Annotated in this window: 22 protein-coding genes; 16 read left to right on the top strand and 6 right to left on the bottom strand. The window is 73.5% G+C overall.

Features of this window, described 5'->3' with window-relative positions; all coding sequences use genetic code 11:
- The first annotated feature begins 68 nt into the window (after nt 1-68).
- The 3 genes from ACN268_RS08955 to ACN268_RS08945 all read left to right on the top strand — a co-directional run bounded on the left by ACN268_RS08955 (nt 69) and on the right by ACN268_RS08945 (nt 1827).
- Nucleotides 69-530, top strand: coding sequence for a VOC family protein (locus ACN268_RS08955; protein ID WP_067315529.1), 462 nt, complete (start codon nt 69-71; stop codon nt 528-530).
- Nucleotides 518-970, top strand: coding sequence for a nuclear transport factor 2 family protein (locus ACN268_RS08950; protein WP_245855058.1), 453 nt, complete (start codon nt 518-520; stop codon nt 968-970). Before ACN268_RS08955 ends, ACN268_RS08950 begins: the two co-directional genes overlap by 13 nt.
- Nucleotides 971-1071: 101 nt before the next feature.
- A complete protein-coding gene (locus tag ACN268_RS08945; protein WP_158224267.1) occupies nt 1072-1827 on the top strand; it encodes an IclR family transcriptional regulator in 756 nt (251 codons plus the stop codon).
- Nucleotides 1828-1845: 18 nt separating this feature from the next.
- Here ACN268_RS08945 and ACN268_RS08940 read toward each other — a convergent pair whose 3' ends face one another.
- Both ACN268_RS08940 and ACN268_RS08935 read right to left on the bottom strand, forming a co-directional pair.
- Nucleotides 1846-2655, bottom strand: a complete 810-nt coding sequence (locus ACN268_RS08940; RefSeq protein WP_421482667.1) for an IclR family transcriptional regulator — start codon at nt 2653-2655, stop codon at nt 1846-1848.
- A gap of 49 nt (nt 2656-2704) precedes the next feature.
- Complete coding sequence (locus ACN268_RS08935; RefSeq protein WP_421482666.1) at nt 2705-4039, bottom strand: hypothetical protein; 1335 nt, start codon at nt 4037-4039, stop codon at nt 2705-2707.
- A gap of 212 nt (nt 4040-4251) precedes the next feature.
- Between ACN268_RS08935 and fdxA the strand changes: the two genes are divergently transcribed.
- The 7 genes from fdxA to ACN268_RS08900 are packed head-to-tail and all read left to right on the top strand — an operon-like array spanning nt 4252 to nt 9863.
- Nucleotides 4252-4563 carry a ferredoxin gene (gene fdxA / locus ACN268_RS08930; protein ID WP_088647241.1) on the top strand — a complete coding sequence of 104 codons (312 nt, stop codon included), beginning with the start codon at nt 4252-4254 and terminating at the stop codon, nt 4561-4563.
- Complete coding sequence (locus ACN268_RS08925) at nt 4563-5543, top strand: NAD(P)/FAD-dependent oxidoreductase (RefSeq protein ID WP_421482665.1); 981 nt, start codon at nt 4563-4565, stop codon at nt 5541-5543. The genes fdxA and ACN268_RS08925 overlap by 1 nt, the downstream gene beginning before the upstream one ends.
- A complete protein-coding gene (locus tag ACN268_RS08920) occupies nt 5540-6460 on the top strand; it encodes a fumarylacetoacetate hydrolase family protein (RefSeq protein ID WP_421482664.1) in 921 nt (306 codons plus the stop codon). The genes ACN268_RS08925 and ACN268_RS08920 overlap by 4 nt, the downstream gene beginning before the upstream one ends.
- Nucleotides 6457-7623: a hypothetical protein gene (locus tag ACN268_RS08915; RefSeq protein WP_421482663.1), complete on the top strand. Its 1167-nt coding sequence runs from the start codon at nt 6457-6459 to the stop codon at nt 7621-7623. The genes ACN268_RS08920 and ACN268_RS08915 overlap by 4 nt, the downstream gene beginning before the upstream one ends.
- A gap of 7 nt (nt 7624-7630) precedes the next feature.
- Nucleotides 7631-8557 (top strand): HpcH/HpaI aldolase family protein, encoded by a 927-nt coding sequence (locus tag ACN268_RS08910; RefSeq protein ID WP_421482661.1) that lies wholly within the window; start codon nt 7631-7633, stop codon nt 8555-8557.
- Nucleotides 8558-8582: 25 nt separating this feature from the next.
- A complete protein-coding gene (locus tag ACN268_RS08905) occupies nt 8583-8957 on the top strand; it encodes a cupin domain-containing protein (protein WP_088647236.1) in 375 nt (124 codons plus the stop codon).
- Nucleotides 8958-8963: 6 nt separating this feature from the next.
- Nucleotides 8964-9863 (top strand): ribokinase, encoded by a 900-nt coding sequence (locus ACN268_RS08900; RefSeq protein WP_421482660.1) that lies wholly within the window; start codon nt 8964-8966, stop codon nt 9861-9863.
- A gap of 256 nt (nt 9864-10119) precedes the next feature.
- On the opposite strand, the gene ACN268_RS08895 is transcribed toward ACN268_RS08900, so the two are convergent.
- Nucleotides 10120-11229, bottom strand: a complete 1110-nt coding sequence (locus ACN268_RS08895) for an acetamidase/formamidase family protein (RefSeq protein ID WP_421482659.1) — start codon at nt 11227-11229, stop codon at nt 10120-10122.
- A gap of 309 nt (nt 11230-11538) precedes the next feature.
- Between ACN268_RS08895 and ACN268_RS08890 the strand changes: the two genes are divergently transcribed.
- The 6 genes from ACN268_RS08890 to ACN268_RS08865 all read left to right on the top strand — a co-directional run bounded on the left by ACN268_RS08890 (nt 11539) and on the right by ACN268_RS08865 (nt 16763).
- The gene (locus ACN268_RS08890) at nt 11539-12918 is read left to right on the top strand and encodes an aromatic ring-hydroxylating oxygenase subunit alpha (protein ID WP_421482658.1); all 1380 of its coding nucleotides are present in this window, start codon (nt 11539-11541) and stop codon (nt 12916-12918) included.
- A 41-nt stretch (nt 12919-12959) separates the two neighbouring features.
- Nucleotides 12960-13448 carry an aromatic-ring-hydroxylating dioxygenase subunit beta gene (locus tag ACN268_RS08885; RefSeq protein WP_158224284.1) on the top strand — a complete coding sequence of 163 codons (489 nt, stop codon included), beginning with the start codon at nt 12960-12962 and terminating at the stop codon, nt 13446-13448.
- Between the two features lie 10 nt (nt 13449-13458).
- Entirely contained in the window at nt 13459-13788 is a 330-nt protein-coding gene (locus tag ACN268_RS08880) for a Dabb family protein (RefSeq protein WP_088647650.1), read from the top strand.
- Complete coding sequence (locus ACN268_RS08875) at nt 13785-14678, top strand: VOC family protein (RefSeq protein ID WP_088647651.1); 894 nt, start codon at nt 13785-13787, stop codon at nt 14676-14678. Before ACN268_RS08880 ends, ACN268_RS08875 begins: the two co-directional genes overlap by 4 nt.
- Before the next feature lie 245 nt (nt 14679-14923).
- Nucleotides 14924-16174, top strand: coding sequence for a S1 family peptidase (locus ACN268_RS08870; protein WP_421482657.1), 1251 nt, complete (start codon nt 14924-14926; stop codon nt 16172-16174).
- Between the two features lie 28 nt (nt 16175-16202).
- On the top strand, nt 16203-16763 hold the full coding sequence (locus ACN268_RS08865) for a hypothetical protein (protein ID WP_421482655.1): 561 nt from the start codon (nt 16203-16205) through the stop codon (nt 16761-16763).
- Between the two features lie 141 nt (nt 16764-16904).
- Here ACN268_RS08865 and ACN268_RS08860 read toward each other — a convergent pair whose 3' ends face one another.
- Genes ACN268_RS08860 through ACN268_RS08850 form a run of 3 tightly spaced genes read right to left on the bottom strand, consistent with a single transcriptional unit; the run spans nt 16905 to nt 18087 of the window.
- Nucleotides 16905-17261 carry a nuclear transport factor 2 family protein gene (locus ACN268_RS08860; RefSeq protein WP_363658273.1) on the bottom strand — a complete coding sequence of 119 codons (357 nt, stop codon included), beginning with the start codon at nt 17259-17261 and terminating at the stop codon, nt 16905-16907.
- On the bottom strand, nt 17258-17737 hold the full coding sequence (locus tag ACN268_RS08855) for an SRPBCC family protein (RefSeq protein ID WP_363658275.1): 480 nt from the start codon (nt 17735-17737) through the stop codon (nt 17258-17260). The genes ACN268_RS08860 and ACN268_RS08855 overlap by 4 nt, the downstream gene beginning before the upstream one ends.
- A complete protein-coding gene (locus ACN268_RS08850; RefSeq protein ID WP_363658277.1) occupies nt 17734-18087 on the bottom strand; it encodes an ArsR/SmtB family transcription factor in 354 nt (117 codons plus the stop codon). Before ACN268_RS08850 ends, ACN268_RS08855 begins: the two co-directional genes overlap by 4 nt.
- Between the last annotated feature and the right edge of the window lie 25 nt (nt 18088-18112).

Genomic DNA, 18112 nt, shown 5'->3' with positions numbered 1-18112 from the left:
GCACATCGACCCGGCCGCCGAACAGTGAATAGGCTGGTGGACGCGATAGCGATGGACATTTCGGTACGGTGGAGGTAACAGTGGCGACCGGCCTGACCCAAGCCCGATGGACGCATGTGGCGTTGCCTACCGGCGACCTCGACAAGGCGATCTCGTTCTACACCACGCTCACCCCGCTGGTGGTCGTGGAGCGGTTCGCCGACGCCGACGGCGAGAGCGTCTGGCTCTCCAACGACAAGCAGGTCGAGACCCCGTTCGTGCTGGTGCTCGTCTCCTTCAACAAGGACAAGGGCGGCCAGCTCGGCCTGCTGCACCCGTTCGCGCACATCGGCATCGAGGTGCCGCAGCGGTCGGACGTCGACGAGATCGCCGGGCGGGCCCGTGAGCTGGGTTGCCTGCACTGGGAGCCGCGTCAGATGCCGCCGCCGGTCGGCTACATCTGCGCGCTCAAGGACCCCGACGGCAACGTCATCGAGATCTCCCACGACCAGCAGGTCTTCGACACCGTGCGGCGTCGGTGGGGGAGCTGACCGCAGCGTCCACCCGCGCCGCCGTGCAGCGGTACCTGGCGGCGCTGAACGCCCACGACGCCGATGCCGTGGCCGGCTGCGTGAGCGTCGACTTCGTCAACGAGCACACCGCCGCCCTCGGTCGGACGGTGGTCGGCCGGGCCCGCTACCGGGCCCGGCTCGACGGTTTCCTGGCCGAGTTCGTCGACCTGCGTTACGAGGTGGAGGAACTGCTCGCCGACGCCGACCGGGCGGCGGTGGCGTACCGGATGTCGTTCCGGCTGGCCTCGGCCGGCCGGGCCCCGGTGCGCATCCGTGGCGTGTTCCGGTTCCGGGTCGACGCCGACGGCCTGATCGCCCACCGGGTCGACTACTGGGACAGCGGCGAGGTCCACCGTCAGCTCGCGGGAGCACCCGAACCGCCGCCCGTCCCCGGTTCGGGGGCGGGCGGCCCGGCGTAGCCGGCTTCCGGATCCGGCGTGCGGTGGTGTCCGTGTCGCCGGATCCGGCCCGTGCTCGGTAGAGTTCGCCTTTCGGCGGACGGCGAGTGCGAGGTGGCGCGGTGACGGGCGGAGTCGACGAGTCGGCAGGTGACGCGCCGGCGATCCAGACCGTGCAGCGGGCCGCCACGATCCTCCAGGCGTTCTCCGTGGAGCGGCCCCGGCTCACCCTGGCCGAGCTGACCGCCGACCTGGCCATCAGCCGGGCCACCGCGCACCGGTACGCCCGCGCGCTGCGCGCGGCCAACCTGCTGCGCTTCGACACGGCCACCGCCACCTACACGCTGGGTCCGCAGGTGCTGGCGATGGAGGCCGCCGCCCGCGCGGCGCTGCCCATCGTCACCGCCGCCGAGCCGCACCTGGACCGGCTCACCCGGCTGACCAACCAGACCTCGGTGCTCAGTGTCTGGAACGGTGAGGCGCCGACGGTGGTCCGCTGCATGGACAACACCAGCGGTGACGTGCGGCTCAGTGTGCGCACCGGTTCGCCGTTGGATCTGCTCCGCTCGGCGCAGGGCCGGGTCTTCTGCGCCTACCTGTCGGCCGCCGAGGCGCCCGCGGTGGCCCGCCAGTTGCGGCTGTCGGCGGGCCTGCGGGCCGTCGTCGAGCAGGTCCGCCGGGACGGTTTCGCGGTCAACTCCCCGGAGGATTTCGGGGTACGCGTGCTGGCCGCGCCGGTGTTCGAGCGGACCCAGGTGGTGGCCGCCCTGGCCGTGCTGGGCACCAGCACGGCGCTGTCCGGCGCGGTGGAGGCCGCCGCGGCGGACAGCCTGCGGTTGGTGGCCCGGGAGTTGTCCGAGGCGCTCGGCGCGGGCTGACGCCCCGGCGGCCCGCCGTCAGTGGTGACCGTTGCCGTTGAGGTGCGGGTGGTGGCCGTTGCCGCCGCTGCCCAGCTCGGCGGTGACCAGGGCGGCGACGCGTTGCAGGGCGATGGCGAGCGGGCTGTCGGTGCCCTCGGGGACCGAGGTCGTGGTGCCGACGATGGCCATCGCGGCGATCAGGGTGCTGCCCCGGAAGATCGGCGCGGCGATGCTGCGGACCCCGTTGGCCGAGGGCGTGTTGGCCGAGATGCCGGTCCGCCGGATCTTCTCGACCTCCCGGCGCAGCTCTGCGGAGGCGGCGATCTCGGCGGCCAGCCCCGGGACGTCGGCCTCGGGGAGGAACGCGCAGAACACCCGACCCTGGGCGGATTCGGTGCGCGACAGCCGGGAGCCGGTCCGCACGCTGACCCGGATCACCCGGTCGGTGTTGTCGTCGGCGCGGACCACCACGGCGGTGTCGCCGTCCCAGACGCTGAGCACCACCGTCTCGTCGATCTCGCGGACGAGCTGTTGCATGCGCGGGCCGGCGATGCTGATCACCGGCATCGCCGCGCGGGCGGCGGCGGAGAGGGTCAGGATCTGCGGGCCGAGGGAGTAGAGTCCCTCCCGCTCGTCGTAGCGCAGCAGGTTGCTCTCCCGCAGCGCCTTGGTGTAGCGGTGCGCGGTGGCCTTGCTGGTGCCGAGGCTGGCGGTGAGTTCGTTGAGGCTCAGGCGCGGACGTGCCGCCGTGAACGCGTTGAGGATGACCGCCGCGCGCTGCACGGTCTGGATCGCCGGTGAGCTGGGGTCAGCGCTCTTGACCGGCGAAGGGGCATCGTCCGCCATCTGGATTCCTTTGTGCGCAGAGTGAGACAGTATCATGGCATATGACACGTCAGCCTGTCGATGCCTGCTGGTGGCGCAGCGCGATGTCCGCGTACAACCGGGCGAAACGCACCAGTTCCGACAGGGCGTACCGTTCCCGTCGCGGGTCGGCCGGATCGGGCGGTAACGCCGGCGGGCCCAGCCGTACGGTGGGCACCCCCCGGGCGCGCAGCACCACCCCGTCGGTCGACCCGGTCCACCCGCGCAGCGGCACCGGCGGCCGGCCGTACGCGGCGAGCCAGGCGGCGTCGGCGTGCCGGCAGATCGGCGCGGTGGGCGGGGTGGCCGCGGCCGGGTGCGCCGGATGGCCGGCCACCGCCAGCCCGCAGTCGGCCAGCGGGGTGTCACGCAGTCGCCGGGTGAGGGTGGCCCGCAGCGCGTCGGTGATCTGCGTCGGGTCGTCGCCGGGCACCGTGGTCAGGTAGAGGTGCAGGTCGACCACCCCGGGCAGCAGGTCGGGCTTGCCGGGCTGGCCGGCGCGGACCGCCCCGAGGCCCAGTTCCGCCCCGACCAGGGCGTCCGGGTCGGCCCGCCGGGCCAGATGGGCCCGGCGGAACTCCTCCAGCGCCTCGACGACCACGCCGAGGTGGGCGAGCAGCCCGCCGGGGGGTGTGGCGGTCTCCCGGAACAGTGCGGGGTGGAAGCCGCTGGACAGCCGTACCCGCAGGAACATCGCTCCCGGTTCGGCGGTGAGGATGCCCGGCGGGCTGGTCTTGGCCACGATCGCGGCGGCCGGTCGGGGCCGCCCGCGCAGGTGGTGCAGGACCCCGCCGGTGGTGGGGGCCGGCGCGACGCCGTCCTGCGGCCCGGCGGCGGGGTCGTCGCGGTGGGTGCCGGTGGCGGCGAGCAGCAGGGTCAGCCGGTGCGGCCGGTCGGCGGCCCGCAGGGCCTCGGCGGCGGCGGCGTAGCCGACCAGGGCGGCGGCTGCCGCCGCCCGCGCCACCGACAGGCCGAAGCCGCTGACCACCTCGCCGCCGGGGCCGGACAGTTCCAGCGCGGGGGCGGGGGAGTGCCGGCCGGTGATCGGGGCGTCGAAGTCGGTTCCGCCGGTCAGTGAGGTGTCCAGGTGCGAGTAGATCAGCAGTTCGGGGCGGTCGCCCAGGTCGGAGCCGCCGACCAGGTTGGCGCTGTCGGGCGTGGTCGCCGTGCGCTCCAGCGGGTCGACCCGCCAGGGCAGCTCCGGCCAGCGACCGGTGGCCCAGTCGGCGACCCGGTGCGCGGTGGCCCGCTCCCGACCGTACGGGCTGGGCTGGGCGGTGAGCGCGGCCAGGGCGTCGACCAGGGTGGCCTCGTCGACCGCCCGCGCGGCGGCGTGGCGCAGGGGCGCCGGTACCTCGTCGTCCATCCGCTCCCTCTCGCCAGCGTGACTTCATTCAAGATGACGTCTCGTATGTTGACATACTCTGGGCCGGGTCTCTAGCGTGGCCTGACACCAAACGACATCGCCCCGCATCCGGCGACGTCGCGGAACGGGCCCGGCACCCCGGATCGGCCAGTGCGCCCGGACCTGCCGCTGCGGCGCGGATGCGGCCGGCCGACCAAACCGCAGGAGGACCGATGACCTACGTGGTCACCGACGAATGTGTGGACGTACAGGATCGGTCCTGCGTCGAGGAATGCCCGGTGGACTGCATCTACGAGGGCGACCGGATGATGTACATCAACCCCGACGAGTGCGTCGACTGCGGGCGCTGCGAGCCGGTCTGCCCGGTCACCTCGATCTTCCACCTCGACGACCTCCCCGCCGACCGCGCCCGGTTCGGCCCGATCAACGCGGAGTTCTTCACCGAGATCGGCACCCCGGGCGGCGCCCGCAAGATCGGCCGGGTCGGCCACGACCACCCGGCCATCGCGGAAAGCGCCAGCTGATGGCCGAGCGGCACGAGGTCGATCTCGCGATCATCGGCGCCGGCCCGGCCGGCCTCTACGCCACCTACTACGCCGGTTTCCGGGGGATGAGCGTGGCGGTGATCGACTCGCTGCCGGAGGCCGGCGGGCAGATCGCCGCCCTCTACCCCGAGAAGGCGATCTACGACATCGCCGGGCTGCCCGCCGTGCGGGGTCAGGAACTCGTCGACGCCCTGCTCACCCAGGCCGCCACCGCCAAGCCGACGTTCCTGCTCGGGCAGAGCGCGACCGAGCTGACCTGCGCCGAGGACCACGTGCTGATCGGCACCGACACCGGCACCCAGGTCCGGGCGGCGGCCGTGCTGCTGACCGCCGGCATCGGCACCTTCACCCCCCGCGAACTGCCCGTCGGCAGCGACCACCTCGGCCGGGGCCTGCGCTACTTCGTCCCCCGGCTGGAGGAACTCGCCGGGCAGGAGGTCGTGGTGGTCGGCGGCGGCGACTCCGCCGTCGACTGGGCGCTGGCCCTGGAGCCGTACGCCAGCAGCGTCACCCTGGTGCACCGCCGCCCGCAGTTCCGCGCCCACGAACGCAGCGTCACCCAGCTGCACGAGTCGACCGTGCGGGTGCTCACCCCGTACGAGGTCAGCGGGATCGACGGGGAACAGCACGTCGAGGCCGTACACCTGACCGAGGTGCGCGGCGAGGGCCGGCAGACCCTGCCCGCCCAGGCGGTGGTCGCCGCGCTCGGTTTCATCGCCGACCTGAGCGCGATGGAACGCTGGGGGCTGGAGATGCGCCGCCGCTACGTCGCCGTGGACCGGTCGATGCGCACCAACCTGCCCCGGGTCTTCGCCGCCGGTGACATCACCGACTACGACGGCAAGGTACGGCTGATCTCGGTCGGCTTCGGTGAGGCCGCCGCCGCCGTCAACAACCTGGCCCCGCTGGTCAACCCGGCGCTCGGCACCGTCCCCGGCCACTCCTCGGACGCCGCATGACCGCCCCCGCGCCCACCGACGCGCACCTCGTCGTCACCCGGTACGGGCTGGGCCGGATCACCGGCGACGACGTCGAACTGCTCGACCTGCCCGCCCCGGACGTGCCCGCCCTGCTGCGCGCCGGCCGGGGGCTCGCCCCCGCCACCGAGGCCCGGGTCCGCCGCCGGCTGCCGCTGGAGACCCTCGTCGGCGACCTGCGCCCACCGATGGCGAGCACCCGCGCGGTGTGGGGCGTCGGGCTGAACTACCACTGCAAGGCCCGGACCACCGGCCGGGCCCTGCCCACCCAGCCGGTGCTCTACCTGAAGTCGCCAAGCGCCGGCTCCGGCCCGGGGGACACCGTGCCGCTGCCCGGCTCGGTGAGCAGCCAGCCCGACTACGAGGGCGAGGTCGCCCTGGTCGTCGGCGCGCGGATGCACCACACCCCGGCCGAGCGGGTCTGGGCGCACCTGGCCGCCGTCACGGCCGCCAACGACCTGACCGCCCGGGACGTGATGGCCGCCACGGGCAACCCCACCCTGGCCAAGAGCTTCCCCGGGTTCGGTGCCCTGGGCGCCTCCGTGCTCGGCCTGGGCGCGGTCGCCGACCGCGACGCCATCGGCGTCCGCACCACCGTCAACGGCGAGCTGCGCCAGCAGGCCAGCACCGCCGACCTGATCTTCCCGGTGCCCGACCTGCTCGCCTGGATCACCCGGTACGTGGTGCTGGAGCCGGGCGACGTGGTGCTCACCGGCACCCCGACCGGCACCGGCCAGGACCGGGGTTGCTTCCTGAGCCCCGGCGACCAGGTGGAGGTCACCGTCGCCGGGGTGCTGCCCCTGCGTACCCGGTTCCGTGCCGAGAGCCCGGACCACCCCGCGCCGGCCGCCGTCGACGCGTCGACCCACTCGCTTCGCACAGAGAGCCCGATGTCATGAGTGAGAATTCCGAGCGGTACGACCTGGTGCTGGCCGGTGGCCAGGTGTTCGACGGTCAGACCGGAGCAAGCCGGGTCGCCGACGTCGCGGTGACCGGCGACCGGGTGGCCCGGATCGCGCCCGACCTCGCCGCCGCCGCCGACCGGGTGATCGACTGCGCCGGGCAGTACGTGCTGCCCGGCCTGGTCGAGGCGCACACCCACATCTTCGCCGAGGTCTCCAAGGTCGGCGCGCCGCCGGACGAGGCGCACCTGCACCGGGGCGTCGTCGCCGCCTGCGACGCCGGCACCGTCGGCGCGTCCACCTTCGCCGCGTTCGAGAAGTACGTCGCCGCGCCGGCCCGGATGCGGCTGGTGAACTTCCTCAACGTCTCGGTCCTCGGCCTGATCGACTTCCGGTTCGGTGAGCTGATCAACCCCGGCACGCTGGTCCCCGAGGACGCCCTGGCGGTGGCCGAGGCGAACCCGCACCGGGTCCGCGGCTTCAAGATCCGGCTCTCCGAGGACGTCGTCGGGCTGGACTGGCGTCCGCTGCTCAAGCGTTCCCTGGCCCTCGCCGGCGAGGCCGGTCTGCCGCTGATGATCCACATCGGGGAGACGCCGGAGCCGCTGCCGGTGATCCTGCCGCTGCTGCGCCCCGGCGACGTGGTGGCGCACTGCTACACCGGCAAGCCGTACGGCATCCTCAACGACGGCGCCGTGCTGCCCGAGGTCCACGCCGCCCGCGAGCGCGGGGTGCTGTTCGAATCCGCCCACGGCAAGAGCAACCTCAGCTTCGCCGTCGCCCGCCCGGCGATCGAGCAGGGCTTCCTGCCCGACGTGGTCACCTCCGACACCAGCGCCCGCAACTGGCGCGGCCCGGTGTTCGACCTGGTCACCAGCATGGCCAAGCTGCGGGCGATGGGGATGACCCTGGAGCAGCTCGTGCCCCGGGTGACGACCGCGCCGGCCCGGCTGACCGGTCTGGACGCCGAGGGCTACGGCACCCTGGTCGAGGGCGGCCCGGCGCACGTCACCGTGCTGGCCGAGGCCGAGGAGGCGGTGCTGCCCGACGCCGCCGGCAACACGATCACCGCACCCCGGCTGGACCCGGCCGTGGTGCTGCTCGGCGGCGAGCAGGTGCCGACCGTGCCGTGGCGCGGGCTGCCCGCCACCGGGGCGTGAGGCCCTGATGTCCGCCGTCGGGCCGGTGTCCGGCGAGCCGGGGCCGGCGCAGCCGACCCCGTCGACCTCCGTCGGGCAGACCCCGTCGACACCCGTCGGGCAGACCCCGTCGACACCCGTCGGGCAGACGCCGCCGACGTCCGTCGGGCCGACCCCGCCGGCCGGGGTGCACGGCCACCGCGCCCGGCTGCGGGCGGCGCTGCGCGCCGGTGGGCAGCTCGCCGGCACCTTCGTTAAGCTCCCCGGGGCCGACGTGATCGCCCTGGCCGCCCGCTCGGGACTCGACTTCGTCGTGATCGACCTGGAGCACTCCGGCCTGGACGAGCGGACCGCCACCGACCAGCTCCGGCTCGCCGCCCTGGCCGGCCTGCCGGCGCTGGTGCGGGTGCCGGCCGTCGACCCCGGCCAGGTCAACCGGCTGCTGGAGGCCGGGGCCGTCGGGATCCAGTTGTCGACCGTGCGCCGCCGGGCCGACGTCGAGGCGCTGCGCTCGGCCAGCCGGTACGCCCCGCACGGGCGGCGCAGCATCAGCCTGGCGCACCCGTCGGCCGGGTACGGCGGCGACGGCCTGGACCGGTACCTCGCGGCCGAGGCCGGGCACCCGCCCGTACTGGTGGCCCAGATCGAGACGGCGACCACCGACGACCCGCTGCCCGCCCTGCTGGCCGGGGTGGACGTGGGCTTCGTCGGGACCACCGACCTGGCGGTGAGCCTGGGCCTTTCGACCACCGACGACCCGGGGCCGCTGTTGCGGCGCACCGGGGACATCGCCGCCGCGGCCCGCACGACCGGGACCCACCTCGGCGGCTGGGTGCCCGAGCGGTCCGCCGCGGCGCTGGACCGCTGTGGCCTGACCGACGCGCGCTACCTCGTCGTCGGCTCGGACCTGCACCTGCTCGGCACCGGCCTGCGTCGGCTCGCCGCACCCCTCTGACCCGCCCGAGAAGGGACGCGTTCACATGCTCAACCCGCAGCTCTACCGCACCTCGGTCAACTGGGACGACATCCCGGCCACCGACGTCCGGCCCGGGGTGCGCCGCAAGGTGTACGCCACCGACGAGGTCCTCTTCGCCTGGCACGAACTGGCTGTCGGGATGGACCTCAACCCGCACCACCACGACGACTTCGACCAGCTGGTGCTGATCCTCGGCGGCCGGTGCAACTACTACGTCGACGGCGTGCCGCACCCGATGGGGCCGGGCTCGATGCTGCTGGTGCCGCGCGGCGCGGAGCACTACATCGAACCGACCGAGGGCCCGTGCATCAACGTGGACGTCTTCGCCCCGCCCCGGGCGGACTTCCTGCCGCACGCCTGGCGCCCCGGGCAGGGCTGACCGGCGATGACCGACATCGTGGTGGTGGGCAGCCTCAACGTGGACGTGGTGGTGCCGCTGCACGAGCTGCCCGCCCCCGGGCAGACCGTGCTCGGCGCGGCCGACCACCGGCGGGCCGGCGGCGGCAAGGGCGCCAACCAGGCCGTCGCCGCCGCCCGGCTGGGTCGCCGGGTGGCGATGGTCGGCGCGGTCGGCATCGACGCCGACGGCGACTGGCTGCTCGGGCTGATCGCCGCCGAGGGGGTGGCCACCGAGGCGGTGCTGCGCGCCCCCCGGCCCACCGGGCAGGCGATCGTGCTGGTCACCGCCGACGGCGACAGCACCATCGCGGTCAGCTCGGGGGCGAACATGTGGCTCGCCGCCGAGCATCTCGGCCCGCTGCGTGACCTGCTCGGGTCGGCGCGGGCGGTGCTGCTGCAACAGGAGGTCGACGCGGCGGTGGTGGCCGAGGCGGTCCGGCTGGCCGAGGGGCTGGTGGTGCTCAACCCGGCACCGGCCCGCCCGGTCGACCCGGCGACCCTGGCCCGGGTCGACGTGCTGGTGCCCAACCGGGGTGAGTTGGCCGCCCTGGCCGGTGCGCCGCCGACGGACGCCGGGGTGGAGGGGCTGGCCGCGATGGCCCGGTCGCTGGGCACCCGGGGGCCGGTGGTGGTGACCCTCGGCGGTGACGGCGCGCTGGTGGTGACCACCGACCGGCAGTGGCTGATCCCGGCGGAGCGGGTCGACGCGGTCGACGCGACAGGCGCCGGGGACACCTTCTGCGCCGCGCTGGCCGACGCGCTGCTCGACGGCGCGGCGATCGACGAGGCGGCCCGGTGGGCGAGCCGGGCGGCAGCGGTGACGGTCACCCGGCCCGGGGCGATGGAGGCCGCACCCCGTCGCGTCGAGGTGCCCACGGCCGCCTGAACCCCGCCCTGCCACGCCGGCCGGCGCGTCCCTGCCCGGTCCGGCTGCCGCCGCAGCGTGCCAACCTGCCGCCCGTCGCCTGCTGCCTGTCGGCGACGGCGCGGCCCGGCTCCGGCCGGCTGCGCCCGCTGCCCCCGGCCCGTCCCGGTCGGGGGCAGCGGCGTGGCGGCGACCCCTGCGCGCGTCGGTGCGCCGCCCGGCTGCCGCCCGCCCCGGCCCGCGCGGCACATCGCCCCGGGCCGGGACGCGTCGTCGGTCAGAAGTGGGCGGGGAAGTCGGCCTTGCGGATCAGACAGTGGATGCCCTTCACCCCGTCGACGACCTGGCTCACCTCGAAGTCGGCGGCGGCGCTCAGGTAGGCCAGCGCGGTCTGCGGGGGCATGCCCTGGGTGCGGACGAGGAAGTCGACGGCGGCCCGGACGGCCCGCCGCATCGCCTCGTCGAGGTCGCTGTGCAGGCCGACCGGCAGCCAGTGGGTGGCGGTCTCGCCGAACGGCCCGTCGACGGCCCCGAGCAGGCCACCGGCCTGTGCCCGGGGGATCACCGACAGCCGCAGGGTGGCCCGCAGCGGTGCCTCCAGGGCGGTCAGCGCCACCTCGCCGTCGCCCTGGGCGTAGTGCGGGTCACCGGCGTAGAAGCCCGCCCCGGGCAGTTGTACCGGCAGGTAGAGAGCCGAGCCGACCTGCAACTCGTTGATGTCGAGGTTGCCGCCGAACGCGCCGGGCGGCACCGAGTGGACCGGCTCGTCGGTGTCCACGGCGACGCCCATCAACCCCAGGAAGGGGGCGAGCGGGAAGCGGGCCGCCCGGCCGTCGCCGTACGGCAGGGTGCCGAACAGCCGGCCGCCGTGGTGGATCACCTCGGTGAAGTGGCTGACGGTGCCGTACTCCCGGGGACCGTCGCCGTCCGGGCCGGTGTCGGTGGGGGTGAGCGGGTACTCCCCGGGCAGCGCGCCGTAGCCGTGCCGGCTGCTGATGAAGCCGTACGGGGCGCGGATCAGCAGGTCGAGCACCTCGATCCGGAGCAGGTCGCCGGGTTCGGCCCCGGCCACCGCGATCGGGCCGGTGACCACGTGCGGGCCGTCGGCGTCGTAGTCGTGGGCCACGTCGGAGGCGGCCAGGTCCCGGGCGTCGGTGAGCACCCGGTCGCTGGGCACGTCGAACTGCTTGAGGAAGCCGACCGGGTCGCGGCCCTGGTCCTCCAGGATGCCCTCGTGGCTGAGCGTGTCGATGGTCACGGTCTCGCCGGAGCCGACCCGGAGCACGGGTTCGTGCCGCCGGTCGGGCAACCGGCCCCACAGGCAGGTGTCGGGGGTGCTCGGCAGGTAGTGGGTTCCACCGATCGGGCCATCGTGCGGCTGGAGCATGACATCCTCCGGAAGGGGTGACACCGGCTGGCGGTGCGACGGGACGGCGCGGCCCGGTGCGGGGGCCGGCGGCCGGCGACGGGATGCGCGGGCCGCGTCCGAGGGCCGGCGATCGGGGTCGGGCGGATCGGCCGGGCCACGTCGGATGCAGGGGATCGTGACCGGCGAAGCAACCGTTGCGTGTTGCGTTCGTATTAACAGCGAGTAACCCGGTGCCGGAGTCTGCCCTGCTCTTGACAGTTGCCATGGCCGAGTAGCAGCATCGTGTAGCGAGATGCTGTCTCGCATGACGTAGAAGGCGGTGAGGTGATGGCGCAGCAGACGCCGGTACGTCCGCTCGGTGCCACCGGTGACGGCGCGATGATCGACGAGGACTGGGAGGCGCTGCGGTTCCGGGTGCACCGCTCGGCGTACCGCGACCCCGAGGTGTTCCGGGCCGAGGTCGACCGGATCTGGAATCACACCTGGCTCTATCTCGGCCACGAGACCGAGATCCCGAAGGCGGGTGACTTCAAGACCCGCACCCTCGGCGGTCGACCGCTGATCTTCTGCCGGGACGCCGGGGGCCAGGTGCGGGCGTTCTTCAACGCCTGCACCCACCGGGGCACCGTGCTGTGCCGGCACAGCGAGGGCAACACGAAGTTCTTCCAGTGCTTCTACCACGCCTGGGCGTTCAGCAACTCCGGCGAACTGGCCGCGCTGCCCGGCGACGACGCGTACCCCGACGATCCGGCCTTCCGGGCGTCGATGGCCCTGCGCCAGGTGCCCCGGCTCCAGATCCACGAGGGTTTCGTCTTCGTCGCCTTCGACCAGGACGTCCCCGACCTGCTGACCCACCTCGGGCCGGCCGCGCACTACATGTCGCTGACCGCGAAGATCGGCGAGCACGGCATGACCACCCTGCCGGGCGTGCAGCTCTACAGCGTGAAGGGCAACTGGAAGCTCGCCGTCGAGAACGCGATGGACGGCTACCACTTCGCCCCCACCCACAACACCTTCGTCGGCTACCTGCGGGAGACCGGCTTCGCCGTCACCGACGACGACCAGTACGCCTACGACCTCGGCGGCGGCCACGGGCTGCTCGTGCTCACCGGGCACAACGGCCGGATCGGGATGGTCTGGGAACCCCGCTTCGGCGACGAGGAGAAGGCCCGCACCGTCGCCAAGCGCCGCGAGCTGGAGGCCCGCCTCGGCCCCGAACTCGCCGCCGAGGTGGCCGACGCCAGCCGCATCCTGTTCGTCTTCCCCAACCTGCTGCTGTTCGACCTGGAGGCGCTGACCATCCGGCAGCTCGAACCGGTCGCCGCCGACCGCACCGACGTGCGGGCGTGGCAGTTCGTCGAGGTCGGCGAGCCGGAGTCGGTCCGCGCGCTGCGGATCAAGACGATGGTCAGCTTCGTCGGGCCGGGCGGCCTGGCCACCCCCGACGACATCGAGGCGTACGAGGCGGTGCAGCGCGGCATCACCGCGACCGCCGACTCGGTCGACCCCGCCCACGACTGGAGCGACATGTCGCGGGGCATGGCCAACGAGAAGCAGGGCAACCAGGGCCGCTCGATCGACGAGGGCGCGATGCGCAGCTTCTGGCGGCGCTGGGCCGAGGTGGTCGGGGCGGGCACCAGCGTGGCCGGCGACCCGCCGGCCGGTACGCCCGCCGCCGGACCCGCCACGGGGGGTGCGGGCAAGTGAGCGCGTCGACGACGGCAGGCAGCCGTGGGGGAGTGGTCAGTGTGGCATCGCGCGAGGTGACCCGGGCCGAGGTGGAGGAGTTCCTCTACCGGGAGGCGCAACTGCTCGACGAGTGGCGGCTCGACGAGTGGCTCACCCTCATCGAGCCGGGTGGCCGGCTGGAGGTCCCCACCACCGACTGGGCCGGCTGGGACGCCACCACCGCCGGGTACTTCGTGGCCGACGACTACGAGCTGATCCAGGCCCGGGTCAAGCGGCTCAAGAGCCGCAAGGCGCACGCCGAGAACCCGCACTCGCGGACCCACCGGATGGTCTCCAACGTGCTGCTGCTGGAGGCCGGCGCGGAGACCGTCTGGATCAGCGCCAACTTCATCATCCACCGGTACCGCGACAACGGCGCCTACACCTACGTGGGCCGCTACGAGCACGTGCTCAAGGTCGACCCGGACGGGCTGCGGTTCCGGCTGCGCCGGGCCGTGCCGGTGATGGAGTCGATGGACCCCGGCGCCCGACTCAGCTTCATCCTCTGAGCCGGCCGCCATGATCACCCACATGCTGGTCTTCCGGTTCCGCGACGACCTGCCGCCCGGCGCGGCCGAGTCCGTCCTGGCCGAGCTGGAGACCTTCCCGAGCCGCTATCCCGCGATGCGCAACTGGCGCAGCGGGGTCAACGTCAGCACCCGCGACACCAGCATGACCCACGGCTTCGTCGTGGAGTTCCCCACCGAGCAGGACCTGCTCGACTACCTGCACAGCGACTCGCACGAGCGGTTCGTCCGGGAACGCTGGCGGCCGGTCATCGAGCGTCAGGCCATCGTCAGTCTCCCCACCGCCGGGGACGCCCAGCCCATCGAGAGGGGTCACAGATGACCACCGAGGCCACCGCCCGCCGCCGTGGGCCCTACGGCATGGAGTACGCCCGGATCGAGGTGCCCGACCTCGCGGCCTCCATCGAGTTCCTTCAGTACCACGTCGGGCTGCAACTGGAGCAGCACGACGACGAGTACGCGTTCCTGCGCGCCGACCTCGAACACCACAGCATCGAGCTGGTCGCCGCGCCGCAGCGTACCGAGTCGTGGACCACGGCGGTCGGGTTCAGCGTCGAGAACGACGCCGTCCTGGACGACCTGCGGGAGCGGGTCACCGCCGCCGGGCACGAGGTGTTCGAGCTGGCCGACCGGGTCAAGGGCCTGGTCCAGCGGGGCTTCGCCGTGCGCGACCCCAACGGGCTGATCGTCGAGTTGTTCACCGAGTTCCAGGAGTACGCCGAGCCGCCGCTGATCGAGCTGCGCCCGCTGGACCTGGTGCACCCGTTCCTCGCCACCGACAAGTACGACGAGACGCTGGCGTTCTACACCAAGGTGCTCGGCTTCCTGGAGTCCGACCACGTCGGCGACGTCACGGTCTTCCTGCGCAGCGAGGACCGCTACCACCACAGCCTGGCGATCCAGCGCAACAACGAGTTCTACGTCGCGCACCTGTGCTTCATGATGAAGAGCTTCGACCACGTGATGCGCGGCCGGGCGCGGGCCCAGTACAAGCAGGTCCCGATCGCCTCCGACCTGGTCAACCACTCGGCGTCCACGTCGATCGCCTTCTACATGCACGACACCCGGCACGGCCCGCGCTACGAACTGTGCGACAGGCACCGGGTGTTCACCCCCGAGGAGCACGAGACCCACCGGGCCCGCCGGATGGCGGTCGACCCGCGCAACATCGACGTGTGGCGTCCCGCCGCCGACGACTGGGCGCGTTTCTGACCCGCGCCCCCGTCAGGACCGGCCGGCGGGGTGTCGTACCCGCCCGCCGGTGAGGGGTGCGAACGCGGGGTGGCCCGGTCAGGGGGCCACCCCGCCTCCCTGCTCCGCCGGGCCCGGCACGTCAGGTGTCCGGGCGTGTCCAGCCGCGTCCAGCATCCCCCTCCCCTCCCACCGCCCGTTGCGAGGATTGCCGTCCGGTCGGCCCATGGTCCGGCCGACGGGTCCTCTCGTGATGGGAGTGGTGAATGTCAGAACGTGTCATCAGCCGGCCGGACAGGAGAACACCGAGCCGTAGGTCCCTGCTCGCCGTGGCACTGGTCGCGGTGTCGTCGGTGGCCCTCGTCCCGACGGCCGCGGCGGCGGGGCCGGTCGACCGGCCGGCTCGCCCCGGGGGCGCGGCGGATCCGGCCCGCGCCGACGGCCGGGCCGCCCCGGCGTCCGCCGCTGCCGTCGCCGGGTCGGGCCGGGCGACCGGGGCGGCGGACATGGCCGAGGCGATCGCCGCGCAGCGGGGCATCAGCCGCGACGCCGCCGAGAAGCTGCTGCGCGCCGAGGACGCCCACGTACGGCTCGCCAACCGGTTGACCACCGAGCTGGGTGCCAGCTCGGGCGGGGCGTACCTGTCCGACGGCGCCCTCGTCGTCACCGTCACCGACGCCGCTGCCGCCGCGAAGGTGACCGCCGCCGGCGCGACGGCGCGCCTCGTCGCCCGGGGCGAACGGCAACTGCGCACCATCCAGCGGACGCTGGAGGCCGCAGCGAGTGAACCCGGCACGACGTGGGGGGTGGACCCGGCGACCAACCAGGTGGTGGTGAGCCTGCCGGCGTCGGGAGCGAAGAACGCCGTGCAACGCTCGGCGGCGCGCCGGTTCGGCACGGCGGTCCGGTTCGAGACCGGCACCGGCCCGATCCAGCCGAACGTCGGGATCTCCAGCGGGGACTCGTTGGGTGGCTGCTCGGCCGGCTTCACCGCCACCGACTACACCTTCAACTACATCATCACGGCCGGCCACTGCACCCAGGGCTACCCGCACTGGACGCTGCCCAACGGCCAGGACGTCGGGCCGTCGCTGGAGAGCAACTACCCGGAGAACGACTTCGGCCTCATCTGGATGAACGGTCCGTCGGTCTGGGCCACCGGCACCATCAACCTGTGGAACAACACCAGCCGCAGCATCCACGGCTGGGCGACGGCCGTGAGCGGGCTGTCGGTCTGCAACTCGGGCAGGACCACCGGGTTCAGGTGCGGCTCCGTGCTCAAGACCAACGTGACGGTCAACGGCGCGGGCGGCACCGTACGTCAGATGATCGAGACCAACATCTGCACCCTCGGCGGTGACAGTGGTGGGCCGCTCTTCGCCGGCAACACCGGGTACGGGCTGAACTCGCACGCCAACCGCAACGGCAGCCAGTGCAACTCCTCGCCGCGCACCTGGCACCAGCCGGTGGGAGAGGCGATCACCACGTACCAGGTCGTCATCTACGGTGCGCCGTGACGTGCGGCGACGAGCAGAGGAGTCAGCGATGAGAACCGCACTCACCCGGGCCGTACGCCTCACCGCCGCGGCCGTCGCGGCGACGACGGTGGCCCTCACCGTGGCCGTCAGCCCCGCCCAGGCGGACCTCTGGCAGCACACCGACGGGTTCGAGAGCAGCCCGGCGGCGGTGTGGGAGTTCCACCGCTCCGGTGCCGGCAGCGGTGCCTTCGAGCTGGGCGCGGGGAAGGCCCACTCCGGTGCGAACAACGCCATTCTCACGACGTCGGCCGGCGGCTGGTCCGGGGTGGGCAAGCTGCTCACCGTGCGGCCGCGTACCGCCGGGCACAACACCACCTGCGGCGGTGGGTTCTTCGTCCAGGCGGTCAGCGGGCCGGCGGTGCTCAACGTCGAGGTGATCGATCCGGCAAGCTGGACCTACCTCGCGCTGCGCACCGTCCGGATCACCGACACCGTCTGGCGACGGCACGACGTGGCGAGCTACGCCAACGGCCCGAGCCAGGTGTTCGTCCGGGTCTCCCTGCTCGGTGGCAGCGGCCCCGTACGGGTGGACGACATGGCGTTCCAGTGCACCTTCTTCAGTAACTGAGCAGGTCGACGACGGCGGGGCCGGCGCTCGTGGCGTCGGCCCCGCGACGCCCGCGGGCTGCGTCGCCGTGCCGGTGCGGGGCCGGAGGCCCTGTCGACGCGCCTCCCGGGCCGGTGCGGTGCGGGTTGTCGCGGCGTCGCCTCAGGGTAGCGGCACGACGTAGGAGTCGACCCGGGCGATCAGCCCGTCGCGGAAGGTGAACAGGTCGTTGAAGGCGAAGCGGAACGGCCCGTGGTCGACGCTGACTCCCCGGCCCTCGCCCGTGACGACGACGACCGGGCCGTCCTCGTGCACGCGGTGGACGTCGAGCGTCGGACTGCCGGTGAACGCGGGGTTCTCGATCTCCCCATCGAACTCCGTCCTGCCGTGGGTGCTCCGGTGACCGTGGATGACCCACTCGACGTCGTCGGTGAGGGTCGCGAGGATGCGCGGGTGGTCGCTCGTCCGGAACCCGGCGAAGTACTCCGCGACGAGGTCGCGTTGGGTCTGTGGCGTCATGGTTGCTCCGTCGTCACGTGGTCGGGTGCCGGCGTCGGGCCGGGCTGGCGCAGGTGTGCGGCGAGGGCGTCGAGGATCGCGGCGAGCCCGTCGACGGCCTGGGCGGTGCGTAGCTCGGGGGGAAGCCGTCGCTGGTGGACGGTGAGGTCCGTGCCGTCGGCGGCGGGGCGGAGGGTGACGCTCGTGCGTAGGCCGGTGGCCGGTTCGTCGAAGACGAGTTCGTGCGGTGCGGTGACGCGCACGTAGACGAACCGGAGCCGACGGGTGCGGCCGTCCGGCGCGCGGGTGTCGAGCGCGAACTCTCCGCCGGGGCGCAGGTCGACGGTCACCGACCCGGATGGCACGGTGGCGTGCGAGCCGCCCCAGAAGGCGGTGATGCCGGTCGGCGAGGTGAAGGCGGCCCAGACCCGTTCGGGCGGCGCGGCGAGCCGCCGTCGGGCGATCAGTTCGTCGCCCCGCAGGTGCGCGTCGGTCACCGGGCCGTCCCGTCGTCGGTGAGGTGGTGCTCCAGGGCGTCGAGCCGGTCGTTCCAGGTGCGCCGCTGCTCGTCGATCCAGGTGCCGAGCAGCGAGAGCTGATCGGTCCTGAGGCGGCAGGGGCGACGGGTGCCCTCGCGTCGCTGCTCGACCAGGCCGCAGCGGCGCAGCACCCCGACGTGGTGCGAGATCGCCTGTGGGGTCAGGTCGAACGGCGCGGCTAGCTGTCCCACCGTGGCGTCACCGTGGGCGAGGCGGGCCACCAGGGCGCGTCGGACCGGGTCACCGAGCGCGGCGAAGGCCGCGTCGAGATCCGGACCGGGTGCGACGGGTACGGGAGCGGGGGGCACAGCTCCACGATAACGGAAACAGTCG

Origin of the sequence: Micromonospora sp. WMMD735 (assembly GCF_049178995.1) — a bacterium.
In the GTDB taxonomy this organism is placed as follows: Bacteria; Actinomycetota; Actinomycetes; order Mycobacteriales; family Micromonosporaceae; genus Micromonospora; species Micromonospora wenchangensis.
This window is presented reverse-complemented; position numbering and strand designations above follow the sequence as displayed.

What these genes read in the sequence shown, in the direction of transcription:
- ACN268_RS08940 (WP_421482667.1), bottom strand. Translation starts at nt 2,655, where the DNA reads ATGGCGGACGATGCCCCTTCGCCGGTCAAGAGCGCTGACCCCAGCTCA.
- ACN268_RS08935 (WP_421482666.1), bottom strand. Translation starts at nt 4,039, where the DNA reads ATGGACGACGAGGTACCGGCGCCCCTGCGCCACGCCGCCGCGCGGGCG.
- fdxA (WP_088647241.1), top strand. Translation starts at nt 4,252, where the DNA reads ATGACCTACGTGGTCACCGACGAATGTGTGGACGTACAGGATCGGTCC.
- ACN268_RS08925 (WP_421482665.1), top strand. Translation starts at nt 4,563, where the DNA reads ATGGCCGAGCGGCACGAGGTCGATCTCGCGATCATCGGCGCCGGCCCG.
- ACN268_RS08920 (WP_421482664.1), top strand. Translation starts at nt 5,540, where the DNA reads ATGACCGCCCCCGCGCCCACCGACGCGCACCTCGTCGTCACCCGGTAC.
- ACN268_RS08915 (WP_421482663.1), top strand. Translation starts at nt 6,457, where the DNA reads ATGAGTGAGAATTCCGAGCGGTACGACCTGGTGCTGGCCGGTGGCCAG.
- ACN268_RS08910 (WP_421482661.1), top strand. Translation starts at nt 7,631, where the DNA reads ATGTCCGCCGTCGGGCCGGTGTCCGGCGAGCCGGGGCCGGCGCAGCCG.
- ACN268_RS08905 (WP_088647236.1), top strand. Translation starts at nt 8,583, where the DNA reads ATGCTCAACCCGCAGCTCTACCGCACCTCGGTCAACTGGGACGACATC.
- ACN268_RS08900 (WP_421482660.1), top strand. Translation starts at nt 8,964, where the DNA reads ATGACCGACATCGTGGTGGTGGGCAGCCTCAACGTGGACGTGGTGGTG.
- ACN268_RS08895 (WP_421482659.1), bottom strand. Translation starts at nt 11,229, where the DNA reads ATGCTCCAGCCGCACGATGGCCCGATCGGTGGAACCCACTACCTGCCG.
- ACN268_RS08890 (WP_421482658.1), top strand. Translation starts at nt 11,539, where the DNA reads ATGGCGCAGCAGACGCCGGTACGTCCGCTCGGTGCCACCGGTGACGGC.
- ACN268_RS08880 (WP_088647650.1), top strand. Translation starts at nt 13,459, where the DNA reads ATGATCACCCACATGCTGGTCTTCCGGTTCCGCGACGACCTGCCGCCC.
- ACN268_RS08875 (WP_088647651.1), top strand. Translation starts at nt 13,785, where the DNA reads ATGACCACCGAGGCCACCGCCCGCCGCCGTGGGCCCTACGGCATGGAG.
- ACN268_RS08870 (WP_421482657.1), top strand. Translation starts at nt 14,924, where the DNA reads ATGTCAGAACGTGTCATCAGCCGGCCGGACAGGAGAACACCGAGCCGT.
- ACN268_RS08865 (WP_421482655.1), top strand. Translation starts at nt 16,203, where the DNA reads ATGAGAACCGCACTCACCCGGGCCGTACGCCTCACCGCCGCGGCCGTC.
- ACN268_RS08860 (WP_363658273.1), bottom strand. Translation starts at nt 17,261, where the DNA reads ATGACGCCACAGACCCAACGCGACCTCGTCGCGGAGTACTTCGCCGGG.